This window comes from Mycolicibacter heraklionensis (assembly GCF_019645815.1).
Classification (GTDB): Bacteria; Actinomycetota; Actinomycetes; order Mycobacteriales; family Mycobacteriaceae; genus Mycobacterium; species Mycobacterium heraklionense.
The window spans coordinates 2,090,833-2,117,595 of sequence record NZ_CP080997.1 but is presented as its reverse complement, the minus strand read 5'-3'; the positions used below and the strand labels follow the sequence as shown (position 1 = coordinate 2,117,595).

The window sequence follows — 26,763 nt, the reverse complement described above, 5'->3', positions numbered from 1 at the left end:
TCTAGACATTATTGGCCTAGCGGTTAAGTGCGCGTCTCGTGCCCTTAGTCGGCCAGGCTCGGTTCTGCAGGGTCTCCGACCTTTAGACGCCCGACGTTTCTCAAGACGTAATCGCCGCTGTGCGGCTTCCGGGTAAGGAGTCGATAAACCAAGGTAGGCCCCGGCCAGTTCGTCGGGATTTCCCCGCTCGAGGTTCGATACCAGCTCGCACACAGCGCCCACACCGACCTCCGTAGTCGCCTTCTCAAGCGCGTGTTGTAGCGTTGCGCGCTCTCCGCCCTGACATCGATCGCATGACCCGGATGAGCAGCCACGGCTTTGATGAGCGTTGCGATGTGACGGACTTGTGACTCGATCATGTAGAGGATCGACCCCGAGCCCACATTCGTGTTGGGACCATAAAGCAGGAACAGGTTCGGGAACATGGGGACAGTGATGCCCAGATATGCGTACGCCTGGGTCTTCCAACCCTCGGCCAAGGAGACTCCGCGAGAGCCGCGCACGGACATCGGGGCGAGAAAATCGGTGGCGCGAAACCCGGTTCCGTAGATCACGACATCTGCAGGACGAAACTTTCCATCCACGGTCTTGACACCGTTGTCGCAGAGCTCTGCGATAGCCTTCGGCACCAACGACACGCGATCACTCGCGATTGCTGGATAGTAATCATTCGAGAACAGCACTCGCTTGCACCCTGGCGCGTCCGAAGGCATCAATTGCTCGCGCAAAGATGGGCTAGCAACCTGCCGATGTAGGTGGCGGCGCGCGATCGCACCGAGGACGCGTGAGAGGGGCTTCGCGTCGACTAGCGTCACAGCGAGCAACTCGAAAATTAGCCATACCGCGAAACGCTCGAGGCGCAGCGCCATCGGCAATAACTCGCTCACCCTGTCGTGAAGGACTCCATACCTGCTGTCCCACTTCGGCAAGATCCACGGAGCCGTGCGCTGATATAGCGTGACATGCTCCGCCTCCTGGGCGATGTGTGGCACGAATTGGATGGCACTAGCTCCTGTGCCGATGACGGCTACTTGCTTGCCGCGAAGCGAAACCGATCGGTCCCAACGCGCCGAATGAAAGCGCGGCCCCTGGAAGGTGTCTGCGTCGGCAATAACGGGTACGTGGGGCAAGGAGAGCTGACCCACGGCCGAGACGACGACATCGCAGGTTATTGTCTCGTTCGAGTTCGTAACCAGGGTCCAACGCCCTGGCTGGTCATCGAAGGTCATTGCGACAACTTCGGTCTGGGTACGCAGATGCGCGGCCAGTCCGCCACTCTCCACGAGTTGTTGGAGGTACTTGAGTATCTCGGGCTGCTCGGCATATCGCCGTGACCAACGAGGATTGGGCTTGTACGAGAGTGAGTACAACGCTGACGGCACGTCGCAGGCCGCTCCCGGATAGGTGTTGTCACGCCAAACACCCCCGATGTCTGCAGCCTTTTCCAGGATCGTGAAGTTCGTGAACCCGTCCTTCTTCAGCCGGTGGGCCATCGCAACCCCGGCGAAGCCGGCCCCGATGATCACGATCGACGGATCGTACGCGCGACAGGCCGTCGCGAAGTTGCTGCTCATGAGGCAGAGACGACTGACTTCACGCTGCGGCGGTCGAGGTGGTGTAGGTGTAGGAGCATTGCCTGTTCGGACACTTTCACCTGACTTCCGAGGCTTCAAGGAAGCGTCCCGCTCGATGAATCGCGTCTCGGGCTTCGGGAAGAATCCGGAACATAGCCTGGAATACATGGATCTGTCCCCGGTATACCTGGATGTCGACGTGGGATCCAGCTGATTGAAGTCGCTCGGCGAGACGGCGCGAGTCATCGATCAACATTTCTCTCCCGCCCACCTGAATGAGGATCGGCGGCATCGAGGTGAGGTCCGCGTCAAGCACGCTGAGGCGCGGATCTCCGCGATCTGCGCCACCTACGTAGAGGTCAAGAGCGCGCGCCGCTGATTGAGCGGAGGCAAAAGGATCCCGGCGGCGAAGTTCACGCGCTCTGGCAAGTTCGCACCTGAGATCCAGGACGGGAGACATCAGCAGCATCGCATCAGGGAGCGGCAATCCAACTGCACGAGCGCCCAAGGCCGTGGCCATCGTGAGCTGACCGCCCGCTGAATCGCCGGCAACCGCGACGGTGCGCTGACAAGAACCCGGGGACCCTCCGCTGGTAAGCCAGCGATACGCATTCAGCGCATCGTCCGCGGCTGCGGGATAGGGATACCGCGGGGCAAGACGATACTTCACTGCGAAGATGGGGCGCCCGCTCGCCGAGGCGAGTTCACCAAGAAGACCGCGGTGCGTCTCCGGCGAGCACATAGAATAGGCGCCGCCGTGGATGTACAGCAAAGGGTTGGCATGCGGATTAATGGCAGGCGTGGTGATCCAGTCCCCACGAACCGGGCCTCCGGCGAATACAGTGTCAACCTTGCGCACTGTGACGCCGCGCCGAGGCCGTGAGGCTACGAGCGCTGTTCGAAGCACGCGATCCATCACCGCAAGTCCGTAGGCGTTTGATGGCATCAGCTGCGCCAGTGGCCGCAGCGTGGTTCGCGAGGACATCGCGACGAGATGACTGGCAAGACTGGGCTGCCAGTCAGGGGCATCCATTCTGGTCACCGGGGACACACCTCTTCGGGCCGATTCTCGAATCGGTAGTCCGAGAGGCGAAAGGTGCGGCTCCGCCAATAGGTCTCCAGAGTCGTTGATGGACGGAGTGGAACGTCACCGTGCCTGTCGAAGTAGTAGCTGTTGGCACTGGAACAGCTCGGCTGCCAGAAAACCTGTCTGTGACGCCGCCTTAGCACTTCGGCGAAATAACGGTCGTTCGCCTCCTTCTTGACCTCCACCCAGTTAGCACCCAGCGCCCGCGCGCGACGAAGACACCGGACGATGTGCCGACTCTGCGCCTCGATGAGCGTGAAGTACGAGGAACCGTTGTAGCCGTACGGGCCGAAGATGTTGAAATGATTCGGAAATCCCGGGACGCTCACCCCTTCGAAGGCCTGCAGTCGATGCTCGCCCCACCATGTAGCCTGCTCCAGCCCGCCGCGTCCCTTCAATACGTAAGTAGGCATGTTGCCCGACTCCATCACTTTGAAGCCGGTGGCCAGGATCAAGACGTCAATGGGATGAGCTTTGCCGTCTCGAGTATGGACGGATGCATGGTCGATATGGGTTATGCCGCTCGTCTCGAGCGAAACGTTGGACCGGTTGTAGGTTGCGAGATAGGAATTGTGGAAGCTGGGTCGTTTACAGCCCAACGAGTAGCGCGGAATGAGTTGTTCTCTCGTCGTCGGGTCATGGACCTCACGCCGCATGTACCGCTTTGCGGCGCTCTCCATGACATCGGCGAACGGTATCACCGTATGAAAGTGAGCGGCGATTGGGAAAGTGATTTCCACGAACGCCTGGCTGGCGGTCCGGGTCGCCAATTGTGCCCCCGGCAGGAAATGTAGAAGCCTTCCACCCCACGTCGGTATGGGGAAGTCTGGCTTCGGCAGACAATAAATTGGAGTTCGCTGAAATACCGTCAGACTCTCTGCTTTCTTTGCGACTTCGGGTATCAGTTGCACCGCCGATGCACCGGTACCGATTACTGCAACCCTCTTCCCGCTGAGATCTTTGGCATTGTCCCATCTAGCCGTGTGGAGCGTAACGCCGGCGAAATCTCGCACCCCCTTGATTTCAGGCCACTTTGGCCGACTGAGAACGCCGGAGCAATTTATCACGAAGCGTGCCGTGAACTCCTCACCATTGGCACTGGTCAAATGCCACCGTGTTGCGTTCTCGTCGAAACAAGCCTCGGTAATGGTTGTGTTGAAACGAATATGGTCCCAGAGCCGATACTTTTCAACACATCGCTCGGCATAGGCTTTGAGCTCATTGCCGTGGGCGTACGTGCGCGACCAAGAGGGCCGCATTTCGTATGAGAATTGATAACTGAACGACGGTATATCGACAGCGATACCCGGGTAGGTGTTCCAGTGCCACGTACCACCTACGCCATCGGCGTCATCAACCATCAAGAAGTCGGTAAATCCCGCCTTCATCAAGCTAATGCCAGACCCGATGCCGGAAAATCCAGCTCCTATGATAATTATCTCGTAATTACGGTCGGACTTGCGATCCATTCCTGTATTTCACCGTTCTGACGGTCAGCCTTGCAAACTTGTATTCAGAGTGATTGCGTCAGCTCGACGTGTGTATCGTCGCGCCGGGTTATCACGTAATCATGAGGATCCAAGCGGGATAGTTCTCTCATAAACTGGGTCGCGAAACCTGGGTACATCGTGCCGTTGTAGCCGTCCTCGGTCAAATACCAACTGCTGCACCCCGAATTCCAAGTCGTTCGTCGAAGGCGGCGCTGAATTTCGGAGTGATAGCGGTCCTGACGATCCTCCCTCACATCCAAAGTGCCGATGTCATTTTGCTGAAGGAGCTTGATCGCCTTGACTATATAGTCAATTGCAGCCTCCATATATACGAGCGCCGAGTTGTGGCCTGGCCCCGAATTCGGTCCGAAAGTGAAGAATAAGTTCGGATACCCGGCCACGCTCACGCTCTTGAAGGCAAATGTCCCCTGAGACCATTCATCGCCGAGCTTCCGACCGCCGAGGCCGCTAATCGGGAACGGGGTGCCACGTTTGGCCACATCGAAGCCAGTGGCAAATACGATACAGTCCACTTCGTGCTCGACACCGTCGGCGGTCCGAACACCGTTGGGTGACAATGTGGCGATCGGCCAGCTGATCAGCTTGCAGTTATCCGCCTGTAGCGCAGGGTAATAATCACTGGTCATGAGCATGCGCTTGCATCCAGGCCTGAAATGGGGCGTCAACTGACGTCTCAACCAGGAGTCTTTCACCTGCCGACGGAGATGAGCCTTGGCCGCCAGCTGTATCGCGGACGTCGCGGCGGTGTTCCAGACCATACCCACTGCCATCACTTCGTGGGCCCAAAACCACGCGTCGCGGAGCGCTTGTTCGCTCACCGGCAGGTGTGTGAAGGTCGAACGCGCCCAGGCCGGATGCCTGAAGTTCACCCTGGGCAACACCCAGCCGGGCGTTCTCTGGAAGACTTTGACCGAGGCAGCCGACTTTACGAGCTCGGGAATGATCTGAACCGCGCTCGCGCCTGTCCCGATGACTGCAACCCTCTTACCGCCGAGATCGTAGCCATGGTCCCATCGAGCGCTGTGGATCTTTTTTCCACCGTACGAGTCAATACCCCGAATATCGGGAAAGCTGGCGTTGGCAAGTGGTCCACTGGCCATCACAACTGACCGGGTGTGATACCGCTTTCCATCTGCCGTGTCGGCCATCCAGATGCCGGCACTCTCATCGAATTCCAAGGCAGTCACGTCGGTATCAAACTGGATGAACCGGGCAAGATCGTACTTGGCGACCATATCGTCGATATATTCGAGGATCTCAGCGCTCCCCGAGTAGGTACGAGTCCAGCCCGGATTCGGCTCGAACGAGTAGGAGTAGAGAAGCGAGGGAATATCGCAGGCCGCACCGGGATAAGTATTGTCTCGCCAGGTGCCTCCGACGCGATCTGACCGTTCCAGGATGACCAAGTCATCCGTGCCCTCTTGAAGCAGTCTGATCGCCGCACCGATACCTGCGAACCCGGCGCCGACGATCAACGTCGTCGTGGTGCCTGTCATTTGGCAACCGGTTCGTAGGTCAGTTCGTCCGTCCAGGATGGCGGCCGACCGAAAATCTGAACAGGGAAAACATCGATCGCATTGCCAAGGCGCTGAGACACGAAGTGCAGAGGCTGGGACCGCTTGATGGACGACGACATGTGCGCCTTCAAGATGTGATAGCCGGGCACCCTCCGCGTATGCTCACTGCGATCGCCGACATTGGCATACCGCGTCACTGCGTTGTATAACTTCTCCTCGGACAGACCCATAGCGTTGAGATTCATCAACATGCGCGTCAGGAGCGGGATATACAGCAAAGCGCCGGTGAGAATTCGCGGGTCGACAAGAGCACCCGCAGTTTGAATGGCGTGGATTCGCATCGGGCTGGCGCCCAGGTCATTCAAGACCTGGAAGCCAACCGCGAGATGCCTTGATTCGTCGCTGTTGACCTTGTTGAACACCTCCCCGCACACAGGGTCGTCAACCTCATCGAGGAGAAACTTCAGCAGCGCTCCATCGAGCGCAGTCTCCAGTGCCGGAATCGCGGCCCCGATGACGGTCAGGGGCAGGGCTTCCGCATAACGGTCCAGCCATTCGATGACCAGCCGAATATTCTTGTTCGGGACCGGTTTCTCGCCTTCCTCGAGCATGCCCCAGCGACGCATCAAGGCAAGTTCGGCATTGGCGTGACGCTGCTCCTCGGCGTGAAAGTAACGGTAAATGTCTCCGAGCGCTTCGAATGGCGCCTTTGGAGCCATCGCGGCGAAGGCACGTGCTCCAACATGCTCAATCCACACCACGTCGGACATGAATTGCTTGAGTTTGGGACGCTGTTCATCGGTGATCAGTTCCGCGCCAGGGGCGTTCCAATCGATATCGGCAAGAGCCCATTGCTTGTTTTTGATTGTCTCGAGCATGTCACTGTATGCGAAAGCCATTTTCCCTGCTCCTCTACTCGGCTGAATCGTTCCATGAGGCCATGCGCTCCACGAGGCCCAGCGTGCGAGTAAAGGGGCCGGGTAGGGCTCTCTTGAGTTGCCACAAGACTTTGGCATCGAGTTGGGGTACTACATAAATTTGTCCGCGATCGTGCGCGTTCAACGTCGTTCGAGCAACGTGCTGTGGCGAAATGCCGGTCCATTTCATCAGGTTGGCCGCGAGTCTTGCAGCCGCCTCGTCGATTTGAGGATTGTTGACGATGTTCGTCTTCACGAAGGTGGGGCAAAGCACTGTGACGTTGATGTCAGTACCGCTCAGTTCGGCCGCCAATGTCTCCGACAGAGCGAGCACCCCGGCCTTGCTCACGTTGTAAGCCGCCATCCGAGGGGCCGAGCCAAAGCTCGCTGCCGACGCCACATTGATGACTCCGCCATGCCCATTGCTGCGGAGCCGAGGCACAAAAGTCTCGCAGCCGTAGATAACGCCCCAGAGGTTGACAGAAATCGCCGCGTTCCAGTCCTCGATCGACGTCGCGCCGATGCGGTTGCCGCCCGCACCGATTCCGGCGTTGTTGATGACGAGGCTCGCAGCCTTCTCGAACCAGTCTTCGCTCACATCAGCGAGGTTGCGGACCTGCTCAAGATCGGTGACATCGCATGCGATGTCGAAGCCCTCGCCGCCAGCCTGCCTCACCAACTCTGCCGACTCTTTTGCAGTGACGGGATCTTTGTCGGCGCACACCACGCGTCCACCTCGGCGCGCAAGCTCCACGGCGAATGCGCGGCCGATACCGCTTCCTGCGCCCGTGACGACTGCATCGGCGCGGTGCGTTCTGCCTGGTGCGCCGCCGAAGGGCAGCAATCTCATCCGTCTGCCTTTCGGGTCGCGACATGGACGTCTGCTGTGGGGAAACTCTCATCTGGGGGCACCAGCCACCATTGGTGTCGCATGCCACCAGTTTGGTGGTGGAACGAGCACCTTGTCAAGATGGAGAGGTGCGGTCGAGAAACAAGCGCTGGGGTGGTCGGACCGGGGCCGAGCGTCGTGCCGAGCGACGGCAGCAATTGATCGAGGCCGCAACCGAGATTTGGAGTGAGAGCGGTTGGGCCGCGGTCACTATGCGCGGCGTATGCGCCCGCACAGGGCTGAACGATCGATACTTCTACGAGGGCTTCAAGACGCGCGATGAGCTGCTCGTTGCTGCGTGGGATGGCGTCCGCAATGACATGCTCGGCGAGGTCGCCGCGCTCTTCAACGAGCGTGCGAATCGGCCGCCGATCGAAACCATCACCGCGGCGATCACCATCGTGGTCGACCGGATCGCACGCGATCCCGGCCGGGCACGCATCCTCCTCGCTCAGCATGTCGGTAGCTCACCGCTACAAGACCGCCGCGCCGTGGCGCTACAGGAAGCAACGCAGTTGGTCGTTGAGGCAAGCCGGCCACACCTCCGACAAGATGCCGACGAGATAGCCCTTCGCATGGACACCCTGATCGCTGTCGGGGGATTCGTCGAAGTCATCACCGCCTGGCACTCCGGTTTGCTTGCGGTGACCGAGAAAGAAGTGGTCGCGCACACCAGCAGACTTGCTGAAACCCTGGCTCAACGCTATGTCATCAGCGACTGATCGAGGCTCACAACAGGGCCAGCCAGCCCCGTGGCGATCGCTGCGAACCGCATTTGCGGGTCCGACCGCCACCTTCACCGGCCACCGAGCACCGAATCCGTGAGTCGACCGACGCGTCGCACCCTGTTCGGAAGGAGCGACGCAGGAACGGTGCTCCTGCGTCGCCGCACTTCCGCATCTTTGCTATCCCGACGAAGCGATAACTCGCTGTGAACCGTCTTGGTCGAACAGTTCTTTGCTCCAATGCTCCAGGACCGCGGCGCTGTCCCAATCATCAGGATGGAAACCCGGGCGATTGTAGGAACGGAAACGCCGCAGCGCATCGGCGGTGAACATCGGGGTGCGACTGAAGCGGTACAGACTGCGCACCAACGTGACCGGGTTATATGAGGCTTTGTCAGCGGCCATGGACAGGGCAGTCTGCAGAATGAGTTCGCCGAACAGAATTACTGAAGCGATCCGCATGCCGCGTACACGGGTGCGCTCGGTTCCTCCCACGAGCCGATAGACATCGAAGGCAACCGCTTTGTGCTCCGACTCCTCGAAGGCATGCCACAGCAGAATCGGTCGAACCTCTGTCTGTCCGATGAGCTTCTGGGCGTCTTCGCTGGTAAGAATGATTTCTGCCAGCGTAGCGGTGTAGTGCTCCAACGCGGAGGTCATGGACAGCCGCATTTCCGGCGAAAAGCGCCGTTCCAATCGCTTGATCAGGCGTGCGACATGACGGTCGATTCGCGCCGTCGGATACCCCATGACCTGGAGTCGCTCGTTGAGGAGACGATGCTGGTGTCGATGTGTGGCCTCTTGTCCGATGAAACCCTTGACCGCTGTATCCAATTGGGGATCGTCGATGGAGCTCTGGAAGTTCCTGACCGATCGGATGAAGAAATCCTCGCCTTCCGGGAACGTCGCAGAAAGCACCGAGATGAAATGGCTCATCACCAGGTCGCCATCCACGAAGTGTTGCCGCTTCGTGGAGGTCGGCATCGGAAAACGAACACGCCTGGGTTTTGGCAGCACGCGGGTCCTGGTCCGGGCTTGATCTTCCGACACTGGAGGTCCTTCCTCGAAGTTGGATCTGACTTTATGCCTTGTCAGATAAGACTGCCAGACTGTAGGACATGAGTCCAGCACGTGTTTATGGCGGGCTGTCCGCAGCTCAACGCGATGCGCAGCGCCGCGTGATGTTGATTGATGCCGCGGTCTCAATCATGGGCACCCACGGAGCTACCGCGTGCACCGTGACCGCCGTGTGTGCGAAGTCAGGAGTGACGAGCCGGTACTTCTACCAGCAGTTTCGCGACCGAGACGCACTCTTGCGCGCGGTATTTGCCAAGATCTCCGCCACCTTCCAGGCGGTGATAACCAGCGCCATTCCGGACGACACGGTTGCTCCTCAAGAACTCGCTTACGCTCCGATCAAGGCCCTGGTTCAGGTGATCGAGAACGATCCCAGCATGGCCCGCATACTGTTTGTCGAATCGGGCGCAGAACCCCTCCTTCGGCAGCTGCGAAGCGAGCTGATGACCGATTTTGCGGAGCTGGTGCTCAGAGAGGCCCGCTTGCACCTCGATATACCCAGCGAGGTGCTTCAAGTCGCAGATCTCGCCGCCACCTACGGTGTCGGGGGCCTGTTCGAGATACTCCGTCGCTGGATAGACGGACAACTGAACCTCTCGACTGAAATGCTTATCGAGCACTGTGCGGGTTTTCTCGGCAGTCTCGGCCTATATACCCTCGGGCAGGCGCCTGATCAGGCCGCTCCGCGGCTGGCCGCAGTTGACGAGACCCGATAGATTCTGACCGACCCGGATTTATATACGACTCGGTTGGCTGAGGCGCATGGCGCGACGCTGATAATCACTGCTGGCGTTCACCCGAGATCGCGACCGTAGACTCCACGCGCGCCGGACGAGGAACTCGATACGACCTAGCAAGGGCCCTGTGTGTGCCGTCGCGCCCGCAGTCAATTCCTTTGATCGCTCGATCTGCAGCGAAGCGCACCGCTTCGATCCATCGCGCTTCGACGGAATCGCGGCGCGGGAAACAAATCTGACGCAAGCCCTGCCGCCGTTGTCACCTGATGTTAATTGCGGCTAACATCAGCGCCTAGCAGATGACGTCGATGCTCGCCCGGAGGGAAAATTTTGGTACAGGTCTTGCCCGACCGGGTCGACGACACCGCGCCCGGGTATCTCAAGAACCGCGAAGGACTGAGCGCGCAACTCCACACCATCGTGGAGCAACTGGCGCTGGTCAACGGCGGCGGAGGCGCGAAATACGTTGCGCGCCACCGCAAGCGGGGCAAGCTGCTCGTCCGCGAGCGCATCGAGCTGATGCTCGACCCCGACACGGCGTTCCTCGAACTATGTCCCTTCGCCGCCTGGGGCAGTAAGTTCCCCGTCGGCGGTAGCGTGGTGGTCGGCATCGGCGTAGTCGAGGGCATCGAGTCGATGATCATCGCCCACGACCCCACCGTCCGCGGCGGCGCATCGAACCCCTATACCTTCCGCAAGGTGTTCCGCGGCATGGCCATCGCGCGGGAGAACCGACTGCCCATCATCAACATCGTCGAGTCTGGCGGCGCCGACCTGCCCACACAGGCAGACATCTTCGTGCCCGGCGGACAGCTGTTCCACGACTTGACACAGCACAGCGCAGCGGGGCTGCCGACACTGGCCTTGGTCTTCGGCAACTCCACCGCTGGAGGTGCGTACGTCCCGGGCATGTGCGACTACGTCGTGATGGTTCGCAACCGTTCCAAGGTGTTCCTCGGGGGTCCGCCGCTGGTCAAGATGGCCACGGGCGAGGTCTCCGATGACGAGTCGCTCGGCGGCGCCGACATGCACGCCCGCACCTCGGGGCTGGCCGATTACATGGCCGAGGACGAGCAGGATGCGATCCGCATCGGCCGTCGCATCATGGCGCGGCTCAACTGGCGGAAGAACGGCCCCGGACCCACCACGCCGCCGCACCCACCGGTGCACGACCCCGATCAGCTGCTCGGCATCGCGTCGGTCGATCCGAAGGTGCCCTTCGACCCCCGCGACGTCATCGCCCGAGTGGTCGACGGCTCGGCCTTCGACGAGTTCAAACCTCTCTACGGCACGTCACTCGTCACCGGCTGGGCCTCGATCCACGGCTTCCCAGTCGGCATCCTCGCCAACGCACGGGGCATCCTGTTCAGTGAGGAGGCCGAGAAAGGTTCGCAGTTCATCCAACTGGCAAATCAGATCGACACCCCCCTCATCTTCCTGCAGAACACCACCGGTTTCATGGTCGGTGCCGAGTACGAACAGGGCGGCATCATCAAGGACGGCGCCAAGATGATCAACGCCGTATCCAACAGCACGGTCCCCCACGTGACCATCACCATGGGTGCGTCCTACGGTGCCGGGAACTACGGCATGTGCGGGCGATCGTACTCGCCGCGTTTCCTATTCGCTTGGCCTAACTCGAAGTCGGCCGTGATGGGTCCGGCGCAACTGGCCGGAGTGCTGTCCATCGTGGCGCGCGAGTCCGCCGCCGACCGCGGGCTGCCCTTCGACGAGGAGGCCGACGCCCAGATGCGCGCCGCCGTCGAGGAACAGATCGAGCGCGAATCCGTCGCACTGGCCAACAGCGGCCGACTTTACGACGACGGGATCATCGATCCCCGCGATACGCGGACCGTTCTCGGGTTCTGCCTGTCGGTGATCCACAACGGCGAGGTCCGTGGCCAGCGTGGCTACGGCGTGTTCCGGATGTGATGGCGATGCCCAAGATCCGCAAGGTCCTGGTCGCCAACCGTGGCGAGATCGCGCGGCGGGTGTTCCGCACTTGCCGCGATCTCGGCATCGCCACCGTCGCGGTCTATTCCGACGCCGACGCCGACGCGTGGCACGTCGCCGACGCCGACGAGGCCGTGCACCTTCCCGGCTCGTCTGCCGCTGAGACCTACCTCGACATCCACCGGATCATCGCCGCTGCCTCGCTCACCGGCGCGGACGCAGTACACCCCGGCTACGGCTTCCTTTCGGAAAACGCCGGGTTCGCGCGCGCCTGTGCCGCCGCCGACCTCGTCTTCATCGGTCCGCCGCCCGGGGCGATCGACGCGATGGGCTCGAAGCTGCAGGCCAAGAAGACGATGTCCGACGCGGGGGTGCCTGTGCTGCCCGGTGGCGACACGACGGGGCTATCGGCCGAGCAGCTGGCGAAGCTGGCCGCCGACGTCGGCTACCCCGTGCTGGTCAAGGCCAGCGCCGGCGGCGGTGGCCGAGGCATGCGCATTGTCGCGTCGCCGGACGAGCTCGACGAAGCGGTCACCTCCGCTTCGCGTGAGGCCGCCGCCGCGTTCGCCGACGGCACCGTCTTCCTCGAGCGTTACGTCCAGCGCCCACGCCACGTCGAGATCCAGATCATGGCCGACACGCACGGAAACGTCGTCTCTCTGTTCGAGCGCGAGTGCTCCGTGCAGCGTCGACACCAGAAGGTGATCGAGGAGGCGCCGTCACCGGTCGTCGACGACGCGTTGCGCGCTCGGATGAGCGAGGCCGCCATCGCCGCCGCGCGCGCCGTCGGCTACGTAGGCGCCGGGACGGTCGAGTTCGTCTACGACGCCGCTCAGGATGGCAAAGCCGACTCCTTCGCCTTCCTCGAGATGAACACCCGGCTGCAGGTCGAGCACCCGGTTACCGAGCTGATCACCGGCCTCGACCTGGTGCGTGCCCAGCTGCTCGTAGCCATGGGCCGCCCGCTGCCTGAGGAGATGCACAACCCGCGAATTCGCGGTCACGCGGTCGAGGCCCGTCTGTGCGCCGAGGATCCGGCCGATGACTACCGGCCCTGTACCGGCACCCTGCGCACCTTGGATGTCCCGGCGCTTGCCGGCGTGCGGGTTGACTCGGGTTTTCGTGCCGGTTCGGTCATCAGTCATTACTACGATTCGCTGCTGGCCAAGGTCATCGCGTGGGCACCAACGCGCGACGAGGCACTTGCCAGCCTCTCGGCGGCGCTGGCCGGCGCCCGTATTCACGGCGTGACCACCAATCGCAACCTGCTTGTTCGCGTCCTGCGCCATGACGAGTTCGCCGGGCGGGGCACCGACACTGGGTTCCTTGACCGACACGACGTCGCCCAACTCGGCGCTGCCCTCCCAGACACGCAGTCCGAGCGCCTGCACGCCGTCGCGGCGACCGTGGCCGGGGTGGCCGCGCGGCGTGCCGTCGCAACTCTGCAGGCCACGTTGCCCGCCGGCTGGCGCAACAACCCTTCGCAGCCGCAGACCACGACCTGGCAGACCCAGGGTGGGCGCGAAGTGCGCGTCGGGTACACGTTAGGTTCGACAGGGACCTGCCTGCAGGTCGACGACGAGCCGTTGGCCGACGTCGAGGTTGTCGAGGGCAGTAGCGAGCGGGTGGTGCTGCGCGTCGACGGGGTGCGCCGCACTTATGATGTCGTCCTCGACGGCGATGTTGCCCACCTCGACTCGGTCGCCGGCTACTCCGCCCTGCGGCTGGCGCCACGCTTCGTCGACCCGAGCACTCTCAACCCGCCCGGGTCGCTCACCGCGCCGATGCCGGGCTCGGTGATCCGACTACCGGTCGCCGAGGGCGAGACGGTCTCGGCGGGCCAAACCCTTGTCGTCCTGGAGGCGATGAAGATGGAGCACACCGTCGCGAGCCCGATCGACGGGGTGCTGAGCGCCCTGCCGGTCCAGGTCGGCCATCAGGTCTCGAGCGGTGACGTCCTCGCCGTGGTCGAGGCGGTGGACGGCGGTGAAGTGGCGTCGGACGCCACCGAGCTCTAATGAACCCGGCGCGCTCCCGATCGGTGGCGCGTCGATACCGATGTGAGGAGTGTCATGGAATTGCACGAGACAGAGGAACGTCAGGACCTGCGCAAGGCGGTCGCCGAGATCGCCAAGGACTTCGGACACGAGTACTACCTGGAAAAATCGCTGGCCGGCGCGAAGAGCACCGAGCTGTGGCAGGCCGTGGGCAAACAGGGCTTCCTCGGGGTGAACCTTTCCGAGCAGTACGGCGGCGGCGGCGGCGGCATCTACGACATGCAGATCGTCGGTGAGGAGCTCGCCGCGGCGGGCTGCCCGCTGCTGATGACCGTCGTCTCGCCAACCATCTGCGGCACGATCATCCAGGCATTCGGCAGTGAGGAACTCAAGCAGCAGTGGCTGCCGGGCATCGCCAGCGGCGAGACGATCATGGCATTCGCAATCACCGAGCCGGACGCGGGCTCGAACTCGCACAACATCTCCACGACCGCGAAACGCGACGGCGACGACTGGGTCATCAACGGCACCAAGTACTACATCTCCGGTGTCGACGAAGCCGAAGCGATCCTGGTCGTCACCCGAACGTCTACCAACGACAGTGGTCGCGGACTACTCAGCCTGCTCGTCGTGCCCACCGATGTCCCCGGGCTCACCAAGTCACTCATCCCGGTCCAGGCGGTCACTCCAGAGAAGCAGTTCACTCTATTCTTCGATGACGTCCGCGTGCCGGCCGCCAACCTTATCGGCACGGAGAACGAGGGCCTGCGCCAGGTCTTCATGGGCCTGAACCCGGAGCGAATCATGGGGGCAGCGCTCGGCAACGGCATCGGCCGTTACGCGCTGGATAAAGCCGCCGATTACGCCCGCAACCGCCACGTGTGGGGAGCGCCGATCGGCTCGCACCAGGGCGTATCGCACCCCCTCGCCCACGCCAAGATCCAGGTCGAGCTGGCCCGGTTGATGACCCAGCGTGCCGCCGCCCTGCACGACGCCGGCGATCCGGGGTCGGGTGAGGCGTCGAACATGGCGAAATATGCCGCAGCCGAGGCGGGCATCCTGGCGCTCGACCAGGCGATTCAGACCCACGGCGGCAACGGCATGGCCACCGAGTACGGCCTCGCCACGTTGTGGGGTCCGGCCCGGCTCATGCGCACCGCGCCGATCAGCCGCGAAATGATCCTCAACTTCGTGGCGCAGCACAGCCTGAAACTGCCCGCGTCCTACTGAGTCGCCGCGGACGGAAAGGGAATCGCATGCAACTCGGCATCGGTCAGTGGGTGACCCGGCGCGCCTTCCTCAACGGCGGGCGCACCGCGTTGATCAGCAACGGCGCGCACATCACCTACGCCGACCTCGATCGGCGCACCAACCAGGTCGCCGCCGCACTCATCGCCCTCGGCGTGCGCAAGGGCGATCGGGTCGCGATGCTGCTGGTCAATTCGACCGAGTTCATCCAGGTGCTGCTGGGCTGCGCCAAAATCGGCGCACTTGCAGTTCCGCTCAACGTGCGCCTTGCCGGACCCGAGATCGGCTACATCCTGGCCGACTCAGGCGCCGATGTTCTGGTCTTCCACGAGCCGTTCGCCGCGCAGGCCAAGAGCGCCGTCACCGAGTCCGGAGTCCGCGTGCGCCATGTCGTACGCGCCGGTGGGGCGCCGGCGCCGGGCGAGCTCGGCTACGAAGACGTCGTCTCGGGCGCCGCGCCCGAACCGCTCAACGGTGACGTCGACGGCAGCGACCCCGCGTTCATCATGTACACGTCGGGGACGACGGGCCGACCCAAGGGCGCGATCCTCACCCACGACAACCTGCTATGGAACGCGATCAACGTCCTCGGCACCGACATCGGCCTGCGGGGCGAGGACGTCACCGTCGCGGTGGCGCCGTTGTTCCACATCGGCGGGCTGGGAGTACACACCCTGCCGCTGCTCTACGTCGGCGGCACCAGCGTCATCATGCCGTCCTTCGAGCCGCGAGCTACGCTGCAGGCGATGGCCGACCACCACGTCACGGTTCAGTTCATGGTGCCGGCCATGTGGACCGCTCTCACACAGGTGTCCGACTTCGACTCCTTCAACCTGTCTGCGCTGCGTTTCGCCATGGGCGGCGGGTCGCCCGTCCCCCTCACGGTCATCGACTTCATGCGCGAGCGAGGCGTGCCCTTCACCGAGGGCTTCGGCATGACCGAGACCGCTCCCCTGGTGACCGTCCTCGACGCCGAGAACATCAGCACGCGGGCCGGGTCGATCGGCCGCGTCGCGATGCATGTCGACGCCCGCATCGTCGACGACGACGACCGCGACGTCGCGACCGACACCGTGGGCGAACTGATCGTGCGCGGTCCGAATGTGTTCACCGGCTACTGGATGAAGGCCGATTCGAGCGCCGAGGCGTTGCGCGGGGGCTGGTTCCACACGGGCGATCTCGGGCGCATGGACGCGGAGGGCTTCATCACCCTCGTCGACCGCAAGAAGGACATGATCATCTCCGGCGGCGAGAACGTCTACCCGATCGAGGTCGAGCAGGTCCTCTTCCGCCACCCGGCGGTGTTCGACGCCGCCGTGATCGGCGGTAAGGACGCGAAGTGGGGCGAACGCGTCGTCGCGGTCGTGGTTGCCGACCCGGCGACGCAGGCGCCGAGCGCCGAGGAGATCGTGGCGTGGTGCCGGGAGCGGCTGGCACACTTCAAGTGTCCGCGTGACGTGCACTTCGTCGCCGAACTGCCGCGCAACGCCACCGGCAAGCTGCTCAAGACCGAGCTGCGCGCGCAGTTCACGGGCATCGAGGGCGGAGTCGTTTTGCGCTGAGTCGTGCCGCTGCACATCGCGGGTTCGGAGCAGGGCCCCTAAATCATGAACTGAGAAAAGGATCGACAGCATCGGCGGGGGCTAGCGGTTTCGTTCACCTCCCTCGATTCGGTGCGGCGGGTGCCGACGCAGGCAACCCCAGCGTCGGTAGGATCCCAGCCCAGCGGATCGGACGGCGAACAACGTAACCACAAATCGACAGGAGGCCTGAAAGTGGCCGGTTTGCGCCGCAAACTGCTCCTCGAGGCCGCCGCCGACCTGTTCGCGCGGCAAGGCTTTCACGCCGTGGGCATCGACGACATCGGTGCCGCAGCAGGGGTGAGCGGGCCGGCCGTCTACCGGCACTTTCAGAACAAGGACGCGATCCTTCGCGAGTTATGCGACGCCGCCATGACTGAGCTGCTGGCCGGCGCCCGGCGCGCCACCACGGCCGGCACACCGACGGAGGTCCTGCACGCCCTTGTCGACCTGCACGCGGCCTTCGGCGCGCGACGACGCGGCCTGTTGGCCGTCTACGCCCGCGAGCACCGCTCGCTGTCGCCGCTGGCGACCCGTGCCCTGCGACGCCGACAGCACAGCTACGAGTCCTTTTGGGTCGAGGCACTCGTACGAGCACGGGGCGATCTGGACCGTGAGCGCGCACAGGGCCTGGTCGCCGCCGTGCTGTCATTGCTCAACGCGTCCGCGTACATGCCGGCGTCGCTGGACGACGCGACGATTGAGGCGATGCTGGCCGCCGCGGCCGTTGCGGCGCTGTTCAGCCGCGCGGTTACACAGCAGGTAGACGGCGCCCCGCACCGGATTTAGTGTGTGTCGAGCAGCGACTGGGGAATGTCCACCATGCGGGACCGCACGTATTCCCCGAGCCCCTTGGCCTGTGCGTCCAGCCGGGTCGAGGAGGCCACCCCGTCACCGAGCAAGCCGTGCACCACCACGTTGAGGGCGCGCAGGTTCGGCAGTTCGAAGCGCTCCATGGGCAGGTGCGCCGTCTCCGGCCCGAGCAGAGTGCGCAGCCGCTCGACGCTGAGGTAGTCACGCGCCCACGCGTACCCAGGGTCATCCCGTGCCCACAGGCCGAGGTTAGCGTTGCCGCCCTTGTCTCCGGACCGCGCGCCGAGTACCGACCCGAGCGGCGCGCGACGTGTCGGCCCGGACGGCACTGGCAGCTTCGCGAGCGCGGCGATCCTAGCCGGCGGGACGGCACCGGTCGGCGGGTCGGGGATCTCGTGCCGTGTGCCGTCGGCGTCGACGAGTACGTGCGTGAGGGCCGACCGCGCTACGTAGGCCGGCCGGTAGACGCCGAAGGCGGTCTCCGAGGACGGTGGCGTGGTGGTGTGGAAGCCGGCGAAACCAGCCAGGGCGATCTCCATGACCCCCCCCCGGAGAAGGCTCGGCCCACCTTGCGCGGGTCGGCGTCCTTCACCGTCACACGCAGGTGCGCGCAGGCTTGCTCGTTCGTCGGTGCGTCGGAGACGTCGAAACGCAACAGCCTCACGTCGACTTCGTCGAAGGCGTCGCGTCCGCCGAGAACGTCGAAGAGCTGCTGTTCGGCGAAAGCCGCCTTGGCCCCGATGTCGAGGCCGGTGAGCACCATGGTCATTGTGTTACGGAAGCCGCCCACCTCATTCAACGCCACCTTCAACGTGTCCGGCGGCGGACTGCCTTTCGTACCGCTGATCGCGACGCGGTGCTCACCCTGTTGAGCCAGCCGGATGGTGTCGAAGTGGGCGACGACGTCGGGGCCGAGGTAGGCAGGTTCAGCGGTCTCGTAGAGCAGCTGGGCGGTGACCGTGCCGACTGAGACCAGTCCCCCGGTGCCGGGATGCTTCGTGATCACCGAAGAGCCGTCCTCGGCGACCTCGGCGATCGGAAACCCCGGGTAGCGGCGGTCCGTGATCTCGTCCAGGAACGCGTAGTTGCCGCCCGTCGCCTGAGGGCCGCACTCGATCACGTGCCCGGCGACGACCGCGCCCGCGAGCCGATCCCAGTCGGCGGGTGCCCAGGCGTGCCACCAGGCGGCTGGACCGACGACCAGGGATGCGTCGGTGACCCGGCCGGTCACGACGACGTCGGCGCCCGAACGCAGCGCCTCGGTGATGCCCCAGGCGCCGAGGTACGCGTTGGCCGATACCGGTTTGATGTCGCCGACGGGCGGCGTGATTGCGTGGAGGTCGCCACGTAGGTCGTCGCCCTCGACGTGAGCGACGCGCGCGGTGAGGCCGAGACGGGCGGACAGCTCGCGCAACGCGGCGGCCAAGCCGGCGGGATTCAGCCCGCCCGCGTTCGCGACGACCTTGATGCCATGATCGAGACAGGTGCCCAGCACCTGTTCCATTTGGGTGAGGAAAGTCCGCGCGTACCCGCCGGACGGGTCTTTGGCCTGGGCCTTGGCCAGGATGAGCATGGTCAGCTCGGCCAGATAGTCACCGCACAGGACGTCGATCGGTCCGCCCTCGACCATCTCGCGGGCTGCGGCGATGCGGTCGCCGTAAAAGCCGGAGCAGTTGCCGATGCGGACCGGGACGCTCACCGCTGACGCCCTGCAAACTGGCCCGCCACGCGCCCGCCGCCAGGGGGCCCCGCGAAGGCCTGGGCGATCGCGAGCCACTGGTCGGCCAGCGGGCCGTCGGCGACCAAAGCGGTGTCGTCGCGGTGGCGGCGTTGGGTGACCAACAGGCAAAAGTCGAGCGCCGGCCCGCTCACGCGGTTGGCCGCGTCGGCTGGCCCCCACGTCCAGACGCTGCCGTCCGGAGCGGTCAGCTCAACGCGTACCGGGTCCGCGGGCAGGTCCAGACCGTTGGCCAGGTAGCTGAACGCGCGTGCACCCACCCCGATGTGGGCCACGTGACGCAGCCGTGCCGTGGCCTCGCGGGTCGCGCCGAGCGCGTCGACGACGTCCTGGCCGTGCGCCCAGGTCTCCATGAGTCGCGCTGTCAGCGACGAGACCGCGCTCATCGGCGGCCCGAACCACGGCAGGCGGGTCGCCGGGTCAATGTCCGCGAACGCCGCAACGAGGGCGGCACGCGACGTGTCGAACCACGCGAGCAGGTCGGCAGCCGGCATTTGACGGTAGCGCTCGGCGATGACGTCGGGTGAGATGGCTCCGTCGGCCATCATCGGCAGGTAGTCGCTGCTGAACCCGTCGGGGTCGGTGGCCGAGCGCACCGCGACGTCGTCGAAGAACGCCAGATGGCTGATCTGGTCGCGGATCGTCCAGCCCACGGCCGGAGTCGGCGCGTCCCAGCCGCGCGGACCTTCGGTCAGCGGCGCGACCAATCCGCGTAGGGCTGCCGTCTCCGCTTCGATGTCGGTGATAACCGACTGCATGCTCACCGCCATGTCAGTGTCCCTTCCACTGCGGCGCGCGCTTCTCGCGGAACGCCGCCGGGCCTTCCTGCGCGTCGTCGCTCAGATAGACCGGCTCCCATATCTCGTCGGCCAGGTCGTACGCGGCGGCGAGGTGGTGCTGCGCCGAGAGGTACACGGTGCGCTTGGACGCGAGCACGGACAGCGGTGCGTTCGCGGCGATGCTGAGCGCCAACTGCTGGGTACGCTCGCGTAACTGATCGGCCGGCACCACCTCATTGACCAAGCCGACCTGGTGGGCGCGCGCGGCGGTGATCGGGTCGCCGGTCAGCAGGATTTGCATGGCAACGCGCGGGGGCACCAGCCACGACAGGGGTGTCGCCCACGGCGAACCGCGGCCGACCTTGACCTCGCTGACGGCGAAGGTCGCGTGTTCGGCGGCCACGACCAGGTCGCACTGCTGCGCGAGCAGGAAGCCCCCGGCGAACGCGACACCGTTGACGGCCGCGATCGTCGGCTTCGCGACATCGATGTTGCGGCCGAACTGCGGAGCGAAGTCCTTCGGGGGCACCTTGAGCGCGTTCTGCGCCATCTCCTTCAAGTCCCCGCCGGCGCAGAACGCCTTATCGCCCACGCCGGTGAGGACGAGCACCTTCGCCGCGTCGTCGTCATTGAAGCGGAGTACCGCGTCGATAAGCCCCGTGCGCACAGCGTTGTTCAGCGCGTTGCGCGCCTCGGGCCGGTTGATCGTCAGCCAGGCCACGCTGTCGACGACCTCGTAGCGAATCGGTTGCTCGGCCACCGAGCCTCCGTCCCTCACCGTCGTCTCGCATGTGAGTGGCAGTTCACCCCGGCACCTCGACAAACGGGTCGGCCAGCTCAACGGTGGCTTCACTCGGCACGCACGGACCATCTTCGCTCGAGACGAGCAACTCGAGGTCGACGAGGCGCCGTCCGCCATCGTCGCGTTTGGCCACGACCTTGCCGCTCAGGGTCGCGGTCTGGCCCGGGTAGATCGACCGGATCATTGAGATTCTGCGGCGCCGGATGAGCGCGTCGGGTCCGGCCCATTCGTTGAGGCCGCGGTCGATGAAGCCATGGAAGAAGAGGGTTGACAGGTAGATTGTGCGCTGGCCCTGGCTGCGCGCGTAGTCGGGGTCGTGGTGACCGGGGAACCAGTCCCATGTCGAAGCCGCGTTCATGCAGATGCGCTTGTAGCTGATCTCGATCGAGACGGGCGTCAGGGTGTCGCCGACGGCGATGTCCTCGAACCGCACGGGGAAGCGGACCATGCTGTGCTCGGTGGATCCGTTCATGATGCGCCTTCACTATCGGCGGTGTCGTATCGGAAGAGCACGTTGGTGTTGCGGCCGATGACCTCACCGTGCTGGTCGGAGAACGTACTCACCGTGGTGATGAACACGCCGGTGCCCACCCGCGTCGTCTTCGGCTCGGAGATCGAGGCGATCTCCTCCACGATCGACACGTGATCGCCTACCCGGGGCCGGCGTTCGAACTCCGTCGTCGTCGAGGCGTTGATGATGTGGTGGCCCGGCAACGGGACGCTGAGCGCGAACATCATGTCGGCACGCGCTAGGTACCCGGGCACCCACTGCGGCGCGAAGCCGAGGCTCATCAGCAGCCCGGGCGGGCAGTCCTCACCCTCCCAGTAACGGGGGTTCGCGTCCTCGACGAGCGAGCAGTAGTACAACACCATCGAGCGGTCGATCGGGAACCACGCACGCCGCGGTTCGGAGCGATGACCGACCCACGCCCGGCCTTCGTCGAAGGTCCCGAATGTCATCCCGAGGCCGGTGACGTCGCTCGTTGGCGCGCTCACCGGGCCACCTGCACGACGGCGCTCCCCTTTATCGCGGGTTCGCCGGACTGGCGCGTGACCACGAGTTCGAGGTCTGCCACCTGCTGCCCTCCGGCCTCGCGCACGCCGGTGACCCTGCCGCCGAAGCTGAGCAGGTCACCGGGCCATACCTGACCGGTGAACCGGATGCGGAACGAGCGGATGTTGGCCAGCCCCACCCAGGCGGTCAGCCGCTGGGCGAGCACACCGCCGTGCAGCAGTCCCATACCGAACACACCGGGCATGCCGGCCGCGCGGGCGAACTCCTCGTCATGGTGGATCGGGTTGAAGTCGCCGCCGGACCCGGCGTAGCGGACGATGTGCGAGCGCGTCAGCGGGCCGAACTGTGAGCTCGGCATCTCGTCGCCGGCGGCCAACGCCACCGGCGCGGGGGATGTCGTCATTGGGTGGAGCCTCCGGTTTCGATCAAGACGTCGGTCTGGCGCACGACGAGTTCGTCGCGCTGGTTGGTGAAGTCGGTCTCGATCGTCACGATTGTCATGGTGCCGCCGCGCTTGCCCTCGCGGCTGGTCACGTTCGACACCCGACGCGTCTCGGTGAGCTCGTCGCCGACGACCACCGGCGCGAAATACTCCCAGCCGCACTCACCGTGCAGTACGCGTCGCAGGTCGAGCCCGAGGGCGCCGAACATGTCGTCGTCGGCGCGCCAGTGAGCCGAGGAGACGACGAAGGTCGGCGGAGCGGGGATCGCGCCGAAGCCGGCGGCGCGGGCCGCTGCGGCGTCCTGGTAGATCGGGTCGTGGTCGTCGAGGGACAGCGCGAACTCGCGCACTTTGGACCGGTCGACGGGAAATGTGGTGCTCCCGAGTTGCGTCCCGATGAGCGATGCGTCAGCCACTCTGGTCACCTTTCCCGCCGGCGAAGGCCGGTGCACAATCGCGAATGAGGCTGCCTAGGTTCTCGGCGATGCGCTCGGGCGCGAGGCCGATCGAGGGTGAGTAGAGAACGATGTGGTCCAGCACGCCCTCGTAGCGGCGCAGCCCTTCTCGGACCTCGGCGGCGGTGCCGGCCACCGCCATCGCGTCGATCATGTCGTCGGTGACGGCTGCGAACATGGCCGGCAGGTCACGCCGCGCGAACGCGTCGCGAATCGCCGCCCCCTGCCTGGCGAAGCCGCTCACATCGAGAACGTGTTCGTAGGTCTTCACCGAGGAGTAGAACGCGATCTGCTGCGCGGCCTCACGGCGTGCGATCTGTGGGTCGTCGTGCACCGCGCAGATGACCATCGAGACGATCTCAATGTCGGCGGGATCGCGTCCGGCCCGCTCCGCACCGCGCACGACGGCTGGGCGGGCGACCTCCTCGACGTAGGTCGTGGTGAATAGCGGATGACCGGCCAACCCGTCGGCGACGCGCCCTGCCACCTCGCACATCCGCGGACGCACGCCCGCGGTGATGATCGGGATGGCCCGCTGCGGCGGCGCGACGTCGCCGGTCGGGACGAGATTCATCCGATAGAAGCGACCCTCATGGCGCACGGGGCCCTCGTGCAGGTTCCAGATCCGACGCACGAGCGGGACCAGCTCCTCCATGCGCAGAGCGGGAGCGGAGGTGTCCTCCACGCCGTGCCAGTCGCTCATCATGCGGCGTGTGCCGTTGCCGAGCCCGAGCACGACGCGCCCGCCTGAAAGCTCGTCGAGGTCACGCGCCTCGGTGGCGAGCACGAGCGGGCTGCGCCCGACGCCATACAGGATCGACGACCCGATGCGGCAGCGCTTTGTGCGCGCGGCCATCGCGGCCATCGAGATCGAGCCGGAGCGCGAGTAGAACTCCGAGGCCCAGGCGGCGTCGAAGCCGGCGAGGTCGGTAGCCTCGGCGGTCTCGACAAGGGTGGCCAAGTCCGCGCCGAGCACCGAGACCCCGTACGTGCTCACGACGCCGCCGGCCTGAATCGGACCAGCCCAAGGTCCTCGTTCACCCGCTCGAACACTGCGCGCACTCTTGCGCCGATCGCAACTTCATCGGGGGCCACGCCCTCGAGACTGGCCAACAACTGCGGCCCCTCGTCCAGACGAACGAGCACGACGACGTACGGCTCGCTGCGCGGGAACGAGTCCCACGGGGGGCGGTACACCGGCGCGAAACTGACGATCTCACCAGTACCCGCCGCGGTCTCCCAGGCCAACTCACCGTCATGGCAGACGGGACACACCAGCCGCGGGTAGAGGAACGGGTGGCCGTTCGCGCACCGCTGGAAGACGAGTACGCCGCGGGCCGCTGCTGCGAAGTAGGGACGGTTGACATCGGTCAGCGGCGGCAGCGCCTCAGGATCGTGCAGACCGTCGAGGGAACTCGAAGCTGCGGTCATGACGCTCCCTCCATCACCATGCTGACGTGACTGCACAGCATCGAGCCGTAGCTGTGCACGAACGCGGTGTCCGCCCCGAAGACCTGACGGCCCTCGGCGCGACCGGGACAACTGCCAATAACCCTCGAGGATCTGCGAAATGCCAGAGGAGGTCCCGGTGTGCCCGAACCGGATCAGGCCGCCGTCGGTGTTCACCGGAAGGTCGCCCCCCGGATCGGCGCGGCCGTCACGGTAGAAATCGCCTGCCCCGCCGGGCTTCACGAAGCCCGCCTCCTCCAGGATCATCGCCGGGTTTGAGGCGAAGGCGTCGTAGAGCAAGGCGATGTCGATGTCGGCCGGCGCCCGTCCGGAGCGCTCGAAGGCCATCGGACCCGAACGGGCGGCCCCGGTACGACCCGGGCGGGCCAGCGAGGTCAGAAAACCGTGGGTGTGACCCTCTCCAAACCCGAGCAGGTGTACCGGCCGGTGTTTGCCCGCGCGAGCCCGGCGGGCCGAGCCCAGCACGAGCGCGCCACCGCCCTCGCAGGGAATCGAGCAGTGGTAGAAGTGGAACGGCCCGGCGATCGGGCGGGACGCCAGCACGTCCTCCACAGTCAGGCGTTGTGAGCGGTGCGCGATCGCCGCGGGATTCAGCGCGGCCCACCGGTCCTGCGACGCGGTGACCTCGGCGATGTCCGCCTTGCCCTGTCCCGTCTCGTGCATCCAGGCCTGCGCGATCAAACCGTACAGCGCCGGCACGGAGGGTCCGTAGGGCATCTCGAACGCGTGGTCACACACCAGCGCCATCAGTTCGCGCCCGCCATCGCGGATCGGTGGAAACTTGCCCGCCGACACGACCAGCACCGTCTCGGCCTCGCCCCGGGCGATGACGTTACTCGCCATGCGCGTCATGGCCAGATGGGTCCCGCCGCCAAGCTGACAGGTCATCTGAAGTTTCAGGTTGTGCAGCCCGAGATAGTCCATGAGGTCCTCGGACAGGAAGATCGAACCCTCGTTCGTCATCGGCCCGGCGCACACGAGACCGTCGACCTCGTCTGGGACCACCCCTGCGTCGGCGAGAGCCGCGACCGCGGCGCGCACATGCAATTCAGTGGAGGTGTACGGAACGTTTCTTCCTGGAGCGACTTCGGCGGCACCGATGATGGCCGGCTGGTCGTGTGGCATCCGGACTCCTTCCGACCACGCGTTCAACGCCGGTCCCGACGTGAACGACGGTTAGCATAGCGTGACTAGGGGGTCCGCGTCACCCCCGGCCCGCACCCGCCGCCAGCGCGGTATGGATTCTCTGGATGTCGTTGCGCCTCTTCCCAAGAGGGTGCTGCGATGACCGAAACCCGCGCCGATCGTGTCGTTTCTCGACGATGTCCAGGTGACAGATGAGGCCGATCGCGAAGCCCGCTGGTTCCGGTGGACGCCCGGCACGCGCCCGGGCGGAACTTTGCGCGCTCAGTCGCGCGTTTTTCTGAAGTGGCGCGGTGACCGACCGGTCCACCGTTTGAACGCATGTGTGAAGTTCGTGAGGTCCGCGTACCCGAGTTCTGCCGCGATCTCGCTTACAGACACCGATCTGTCGAGAATTCGCAGAATTGCTCGCTCCTGCAAGAACGACTGACGTAATTCTCGAAAGGTGGTCCCCTCTTCGCGCAGGCGCCGCTTCAACGTGCTCGGGGATATCGAGAGCTCGCCCGCCGTCCGGCTGATGTTCGTTTTTCCGGGATCTTTCTCGAGCAGGTCCCTTACTTTTTCGGAGACCGACGTGTCACGTCGTTGATCGAGAGTTCGCTGCAAATCGGTGACGGCAATCCGGTACGCCACAGGATCGGAGAATCGACAGACCTCCTCCAGCGTAGCCGCGGGAACGTGGACGAACGAGCTGGGGGCGTCGAAGAAGATCCGACCCGCCAACACTTCGTCATGAAGAACCCACGACTCCGGCGCTGAATGACTCAGATGCAGTTCAATATTCGGTACGGCACCCGCGAGCATGTCGAGCAGACGCAACAGCGCCAGCCCACCGTAGGTGACGGCCAGGCAGTTCAGGCCCGCGTCACCGGTGCGACCGGTGAGCCCGATCGTGAGGCCGCGTTCCGTCGAATGGAACGACGGGCTGAGGGCTGTGGTGATCACCGGCAGATAAGCAAGCAACTCGACAACCTCGGCTACCGAGCCCGCGCTGACCAAGGGAACACTGAGTGCCCCAAAGGACGTCAGTTTGGCGTGTTCAGCGAACGCGAAACCCAGACGGGTTCCCTGATCACAATCGAAATCGGAATATATCTCCCTGAACCACCGTAAGGGGACCTGCGCGTCGCGGCCCACCAACATCGACTCGGTGACGTGCTCGCGAACCATGATGCTGCGCAGCGCAATGCTGGCGTCATGCCCCAGCGCCTCACTGTCCAGCATCTGCAGGAAAGCCAGCGCTGGCATACCCGAGTCGTCGAGTTTCACGTGCCTCCCTGCGCGTGAGCTAAAA

General features: G+C 64.5%; 23 protein-coding genes and 2 pseudogenes. 7 read left to right on the top strand and 18 right to left on the bottom strand.

Annotated elements, in window-relative coordinates; translation table 11 throughout:
- Positions 1-44: 44 nt before the first annotated feature.
- The 6 genes from K3U94_RS09885 to K3U94_RS09860 all read right to left on the bottom strand — a co-directional run bounded on the left by K3U94_RS09885 (position 45) and on the right by K3U94_RS09860 (position 7,456).
- The gene (locus tag K3U94_RS09885; RefSeq protein ID WP_005086589.1) at positions 45-1,574 is read right to left on the bottom strand and encodes a flavin-containing monooxygenase; all 1,530 of its coding nucleotides are present in this window, start codon (positions 1,572-1,574) and stop codon (positions 45-47) included.
- A 76-nt stretch (positions 1,575-1,650) separates the two neighbouring features.
- Positions 1,651-2,616 (bottom strand): alpha/beta hydrolase, encoded by a 966-nt coding sequence (locus K3U94_RS09880; protein WP_016895701.1) that lies wholly within the window; start codon positions 2,614-2,616, stop codon positions 1,651-1,653.
- Positions 2,613-4,130 carry a flavin-containing monooxygenase gene (locus K3U94_RS09875; protein ID WP_005086591.1) on the bottom strand — a complete coding sequence of 506 codons (1,518 nt, stop codon included), beginning with the start codon at positions 4,128-4,130 and terminating at the stop codon, positions 2,613-2,615. Before K3U94_RS09875 ends, K3U94_RS09880 begins: the two co-directional genes overlap by 4 nt.
- Positions 4,131-4,174: 44 nt before the next feature.
- The gene (locus K3U94_RS09870) at positions 4,175-5,668 is read right to left on the bottom strand and encodes a flavin-containing monooxygenase (protein ID WP_005086592.1); all 1,494 of its coding nucleotides are present in this window, start codon (positions 5,666-5,668) and stop codon (positions 4,175-4,177) included.
- Complete coding sequence (locus tag K3U94_RS09865) at positions 5,665-6,588, bottom strand: hypothetical protein (RefSeq protein WP_005086594.1); 924 nt, start codon at positions 6,586-6,588, stop codon at positions 5,665-5,667. Before K3U94_RS09865 ends, K3U94_RS09870 begins: the two co-directional genes overlap by 4 nt.
- A gap of 13 nt (positions 6,589-6,601) precedes the next feature.
- Positions 6,602-7,456, bottom strand: coding sequence for an SDR family NAD(P)-dependent oxidoreductase (locus K3U94_RS09860; RefSeq protein WP_005086595.1), 855 nt, complete (start codon positions 7,454-7,456; stop codon positions 6,602-6,604).
- Between the two features lie 128 nt (positions 7,457-7,584).
- On the opposite strand from K3U94_RS09860, the gene K3U94_RS09855 reads away from it, so the two are divergent.
- Positions 7,585-8,217: a TetR/AcrR family transcriptional regulator gene (locus K3U94_RS09855; protein WP_005086596.1), complete on the top strand. Its 633-nt coding sequence runs from the start codon at positions 7,585-7,587 to the stop codon at positions 8,215-8,217.
- Positions 8,218-8,400: 183 nt separating this feature from the next.
- Here the strand turns inward: K3U94_RS09855 and K3U94_RS09850 are convergent, their stop codons facing one another.
- A complete protein-coding gene (locus K3U94_RS09850; RefSeq protein WP_005086597.1) occupies positions 8,401-9,270 on the bottom strand; it encodes a metal-dependent hydrolase in 870 nt (289 codons plus the stop codon).
- A 68-nt stretch (positions 9,271-9,338) separates the two neighbouring features.
- Between K3U94_RS09850 and K3U94_RS09845 the strand changes: the two genes are divergently transcribed.
- The 6 genes from K3U94_RS09845 (at position 9,339) to K3U94_RS09820 (ending at position 17,601) form a co-directional block, all read left to right on the top strand.
- Positions 9,339-10,013 (top strand): TetR/AcrR family transcriptional regulator, encoded by a 675-nt coding sequence (locus K3U94_RS09845; RefSeq protein WP_005086598.1) that lies wholly within the window; start codon positions 9,339-9,341, stop codon positions 10,011-10,013.
- Positions 10,014-10,364: 351 nt separating this feature from the next.
- The gene (locus K3U94_RS09840) at positions 10,365-11,966 is read left to right on the top strand and encodes an acyl-CoA carboxylase subunit beta (RefSeq protein WP_005086599.1); all 1,602 of its coding nucleotides are present in this window, start codon (positions 10,365-10,367) and stop codon (positions 11,964-11,966) included.
- Between the two features lie 5 nt (positions 11,967-11,971).
- Positions 11,972-14,005 (top strand): ATP-binding protein, encoded by a 2,034-nt coding sequence (locus K3U94_RS09835; RefSeq protein ID WP_005116476.1) that lies wholly within the window; start codon positions 11,972-11,974, stop codon positions 14,003-14,005.
- A 54-nt stretch (positions 14,006-14,059) separates the two neighbouring features.
- The gene (locus K3U94_RS09830; protein ID WP_005086601.1) at positions 14,060-15,214 is read left to right on the top strand and encodes an acyl-CoA dehydrogenase family protein; all 1,155 of its coding nucleotides are present in this window, start codon (positions 14,060-14,062) and stop codon (positions 15,212-15,214) included.
- Positions 15,215-15,240: 26 nt separating this feature from the next.
- Positions 15,241-16,794 carry an acyl-CoA synthetase gene (locus K3U94_RS09825; RefSeq protein ID WP_005086603.1) on the top strand — a complete coding sequence of 518 codons (1,554 nt, stop codon included), beginning with the start codon at positions 15,241-15,243 and terminating at the stop codon, positions 16,792-16,794.
- Between the two features lie 213 nt (positions 16,795-17,007).
- Entirely contained in the window at positions 17,008-17,601 is a 594-nt protein-coding gene (locus K3U94_RS09820; protein ID WP_005086604.1) for a TetR/AcrR family transcriptional regulator, read from the top strand.
- On the opposite strand, the pseudogene K3U94_RS09815 reads toward K3U94_RS09820, so the two are convergent.
- The 11 genes and pseudogenes from K3U94_RS09815 to K3U94_RS09765 all read right to left on the bottom strand — a co-directional run bounded on the left by K3U94_RS09815 (position 17,598) and on the right by K3U94_RS09765 (position 26,738).
- Positions 17,598-19,324: pseudogene (locus K3U94_RS09815) on the bottom strand (acyclic terpene utilization AtuA family protein). The gene K3U94_RS09820 and the pseudogene K3U94_RS09815 sit on opposite strands and share 4 nt — an antisense overlap.
- Positions 19,321-20,133, bottom strand: a complete 813-nt coding sequence (locus K3U94_RS09810; protein ID WP_005116473.1) for a TIGR03084 family metal-binding protein — start codon at positions 20,131-20,133, stop codon at positions 19,321-19,323. The pseudogene K3U94_RS09815 and the gene K3U94_RS09810 overlap by 4 nt, the downstream one beginning before the upstream one ends.
- Before the next feature lies 1 nt (position 20,134).
- Complete coding sequence (locus tag K3U94_RS09805; protein WP_005086608.1) at positions 20,135-20,902, bottom strand: enoyl-CoA hydratase/isomerase family protein; 768 nt, start codon at positions 20,900-20,902, stop codon at positions 20,135-20,137.
- 43 nt (positions 20,903-20,945) lie between these two features.
- The gene (locus K3U94_RS09800) at positions 20,946-21,416 is read right to left on the bottom strand and encodes a hotdog family protein (RefSeq protein WP_005086609.1); all 471 of its coding nucleotides are present in this window, start codon (positions 21,414-21,416) and stop codon (positions 20,946-20,948) included.
- Complete coding sequence (locus tag K3U94_RS09795) at positions 21,413-21,904, bottom strand: FAS1-like dehydratase domain-containing protein (protein ID WP_005115562.1); 492 nt, start codon at positions 21,902-21,904, stop codon at positions 21,413-21,415. Before K3U94_RS09795 ends, K3U94_RS09800 begins: the two co-directional genes overlap by 4 nt.
- A 32-nt stretch (positions 21,905-21,936) precedes the next feature.
- Positions 21,937-22,362, bottom strand: coding sequence for a dihydroxy-acid dehydratase (locus K3U94_RS09790; RefSeq protein ID WP_005086611.1), 426 nt, complete (start codon positions 22,360-22,362; stop codon positions 21,937-21,939).
- Positions 22,359-22,817: an FAS1-like dehydratase domain-containing protein gene (locus tag K3U94_RS09785; RefSeq protein WP_005086612.1), complete on the bottom strand. Its 459-nt coding sequence runs from the start codon at positions 22,815-22,817 to the stop codon at positions 22,359-22,361. Before K3U94_RS09785 ends, K3U94_RS09790 begins: the two co-directional genes overlap by 4 nt.
- On the bottom strand, positions 22,810-23,853 hold the full coding sequence (locus K3U94_RS09780) for an LLM class flavin-dependent oxidoreductase (RefSeq protein ID WP_005086613.1): 1,044 nt from the start codon (positions 23,851-23,853) through the stop codon (positions 22,810-22,812). Before K3U94_RS09780 ends, K3U94_RS09785 begins: the two co-directional genes overlap by 8 nt.
- Entirely contained in the window at positions 23,850-24,287 is a 438-nt protein-coding gene (locus K3U94_RS09775) for a Zn-ribbon domain-containing OB-fold protein (RefSeq protein ID WP_005061010.1), read from the bottom strand. Before K3U94_RS09775 ends, K3U94_RS09780 begins: the two co-directional genes overlap by 4 nt.
- A pseudogene (locus tag K3U94_RS24360) lies at positions 24,284-25,451 on the bottom strand (thiolase family protein). Before K3U94_RS24360 ends, K3U94_RS09775 begins: the two are co-directional and overlap by 4 nt.
- 282 nt (positions 25,452-25,733) lie before the next feature.
- Positions 25,734-26,738, bottom strand: coding sequence for a helix-turn-helix domain-containing protein (locus tag K3U94_RS09765; protein WP_005086614.1), 1,005 nt, complete (start codon positions 26,736-26,738; stop codon positions 25,734-25,736).
- Positions 26,739-26,763: the final 25 nt, after the last annotated feature.

What these genes read in the sequence shown, in the direction of transcription:
- K3U94_RS09885 (WP_005086589.1), bottom strand. Translation starts at nt 1,574, where the DNA reads ATGAGCAGCAACTTCGCGACGGCCTGTCGCGCGTACGATCCGTCGATC.
- K3U94_RS09875 (WP_005086591.1), bottom strand. Translation starts at nt 4,130, where the DNA reads ATGGATCGCAAGTCCGACCGTAATTACGAGATAATTATCATAGGAGCT.
- K3U94_RS09870 (WP_005086592.1), bottom strand. Translation starts at nt 5,668, where the DNA reads ATGACAGGCACCACGACGACGTTGATCGTCGGCGCCGGGTTCGCAGGT.
- K3U94_RS09865 (WP_005086594.1), bottom strand. Translation starts at nt 6,588, where the DNA reads ATGGCTTTCGCATACAGTGACATGCTCGAGACAATCAAAAACAAGCAA.
- K3U94_RS09860 (WP_005086595.1), bottom strand. Translation starts at nt 7,456, where the DNA reads ATGAGATTGCTGCCCTTCGGCGGCGCACCAGGCAGAACGCACCGCGCC.
- K3U94_RS09845 (WP_005086598.1), top strand. Translation starts at nt 9,339, where the DNA reads ATGAGTCCAGCACGTGTTTATGGCGGGCTGTCCGCAGCTCAACGCGAT.
- K3U94_RS09835 (WP_005116476.1), top strand. Translation starts at nt 11,972, where the DNA reads ATGCCCAAGATCCGCAAGGTCCTGGTCGCCAACCGTGGCGAGATCGCG.
- K3U94_RS09830 (WP_005086601.1), top strand. Translation starts at nt 14,060, where the DNA reads ATGGAATTGCACGAGACAGAGGAACGTCAGGACCTGCGCAAGGCGGTC.
- K3U94_RS09825 (WP_005086603.1), top strand. Translation starts at nt 15,241, where the DNA reads ATGCAACTCGGCATCGGTCAGTGGGTGACCCGGCGCGCCTTCCTCAAC.
- K3U94_RS09810 (WP_005116473.1), bottom strand. Translation starts at nt 20,133, where the DNA reads ATGGCGGTGAGCATGCAGTCGGTTATCACCGACATCGAAGCGGAGACG.
- K3U94_RS09800 (WP_005086609.1), bottom strand. Translation starts at nt 21,416, where the DNA reads ATGAACGGATCCACCGAGCACAGCATGGTCCGCTTCCCCGTGCGGTTC.
- K3U94_RS09795 (WP_005115562.1), bottom strand. Translation starts at nt 21,904, where the DNA reads ATGACATTCGGGACCTTCGACGAAGGCCGGGCGTGGGTCGGTCATCGC.
- K3U94_RS09790 (WP_005086611.1), bottom strand. Translation starts at nt 22,362, where the DNA reads ATGACGACATCCCCCGCGCCGGTGGCGTTGGCCGCCGGCGACGAGATG.
- K3U94_RS09775 (WP_005061010.1), bottom strand. Translation starts at nt 24,287, where the DNA reads ATGACCGCAGCTTCGAGTTCCCTCGACGGTCTGCACGATCCTGAGGCG.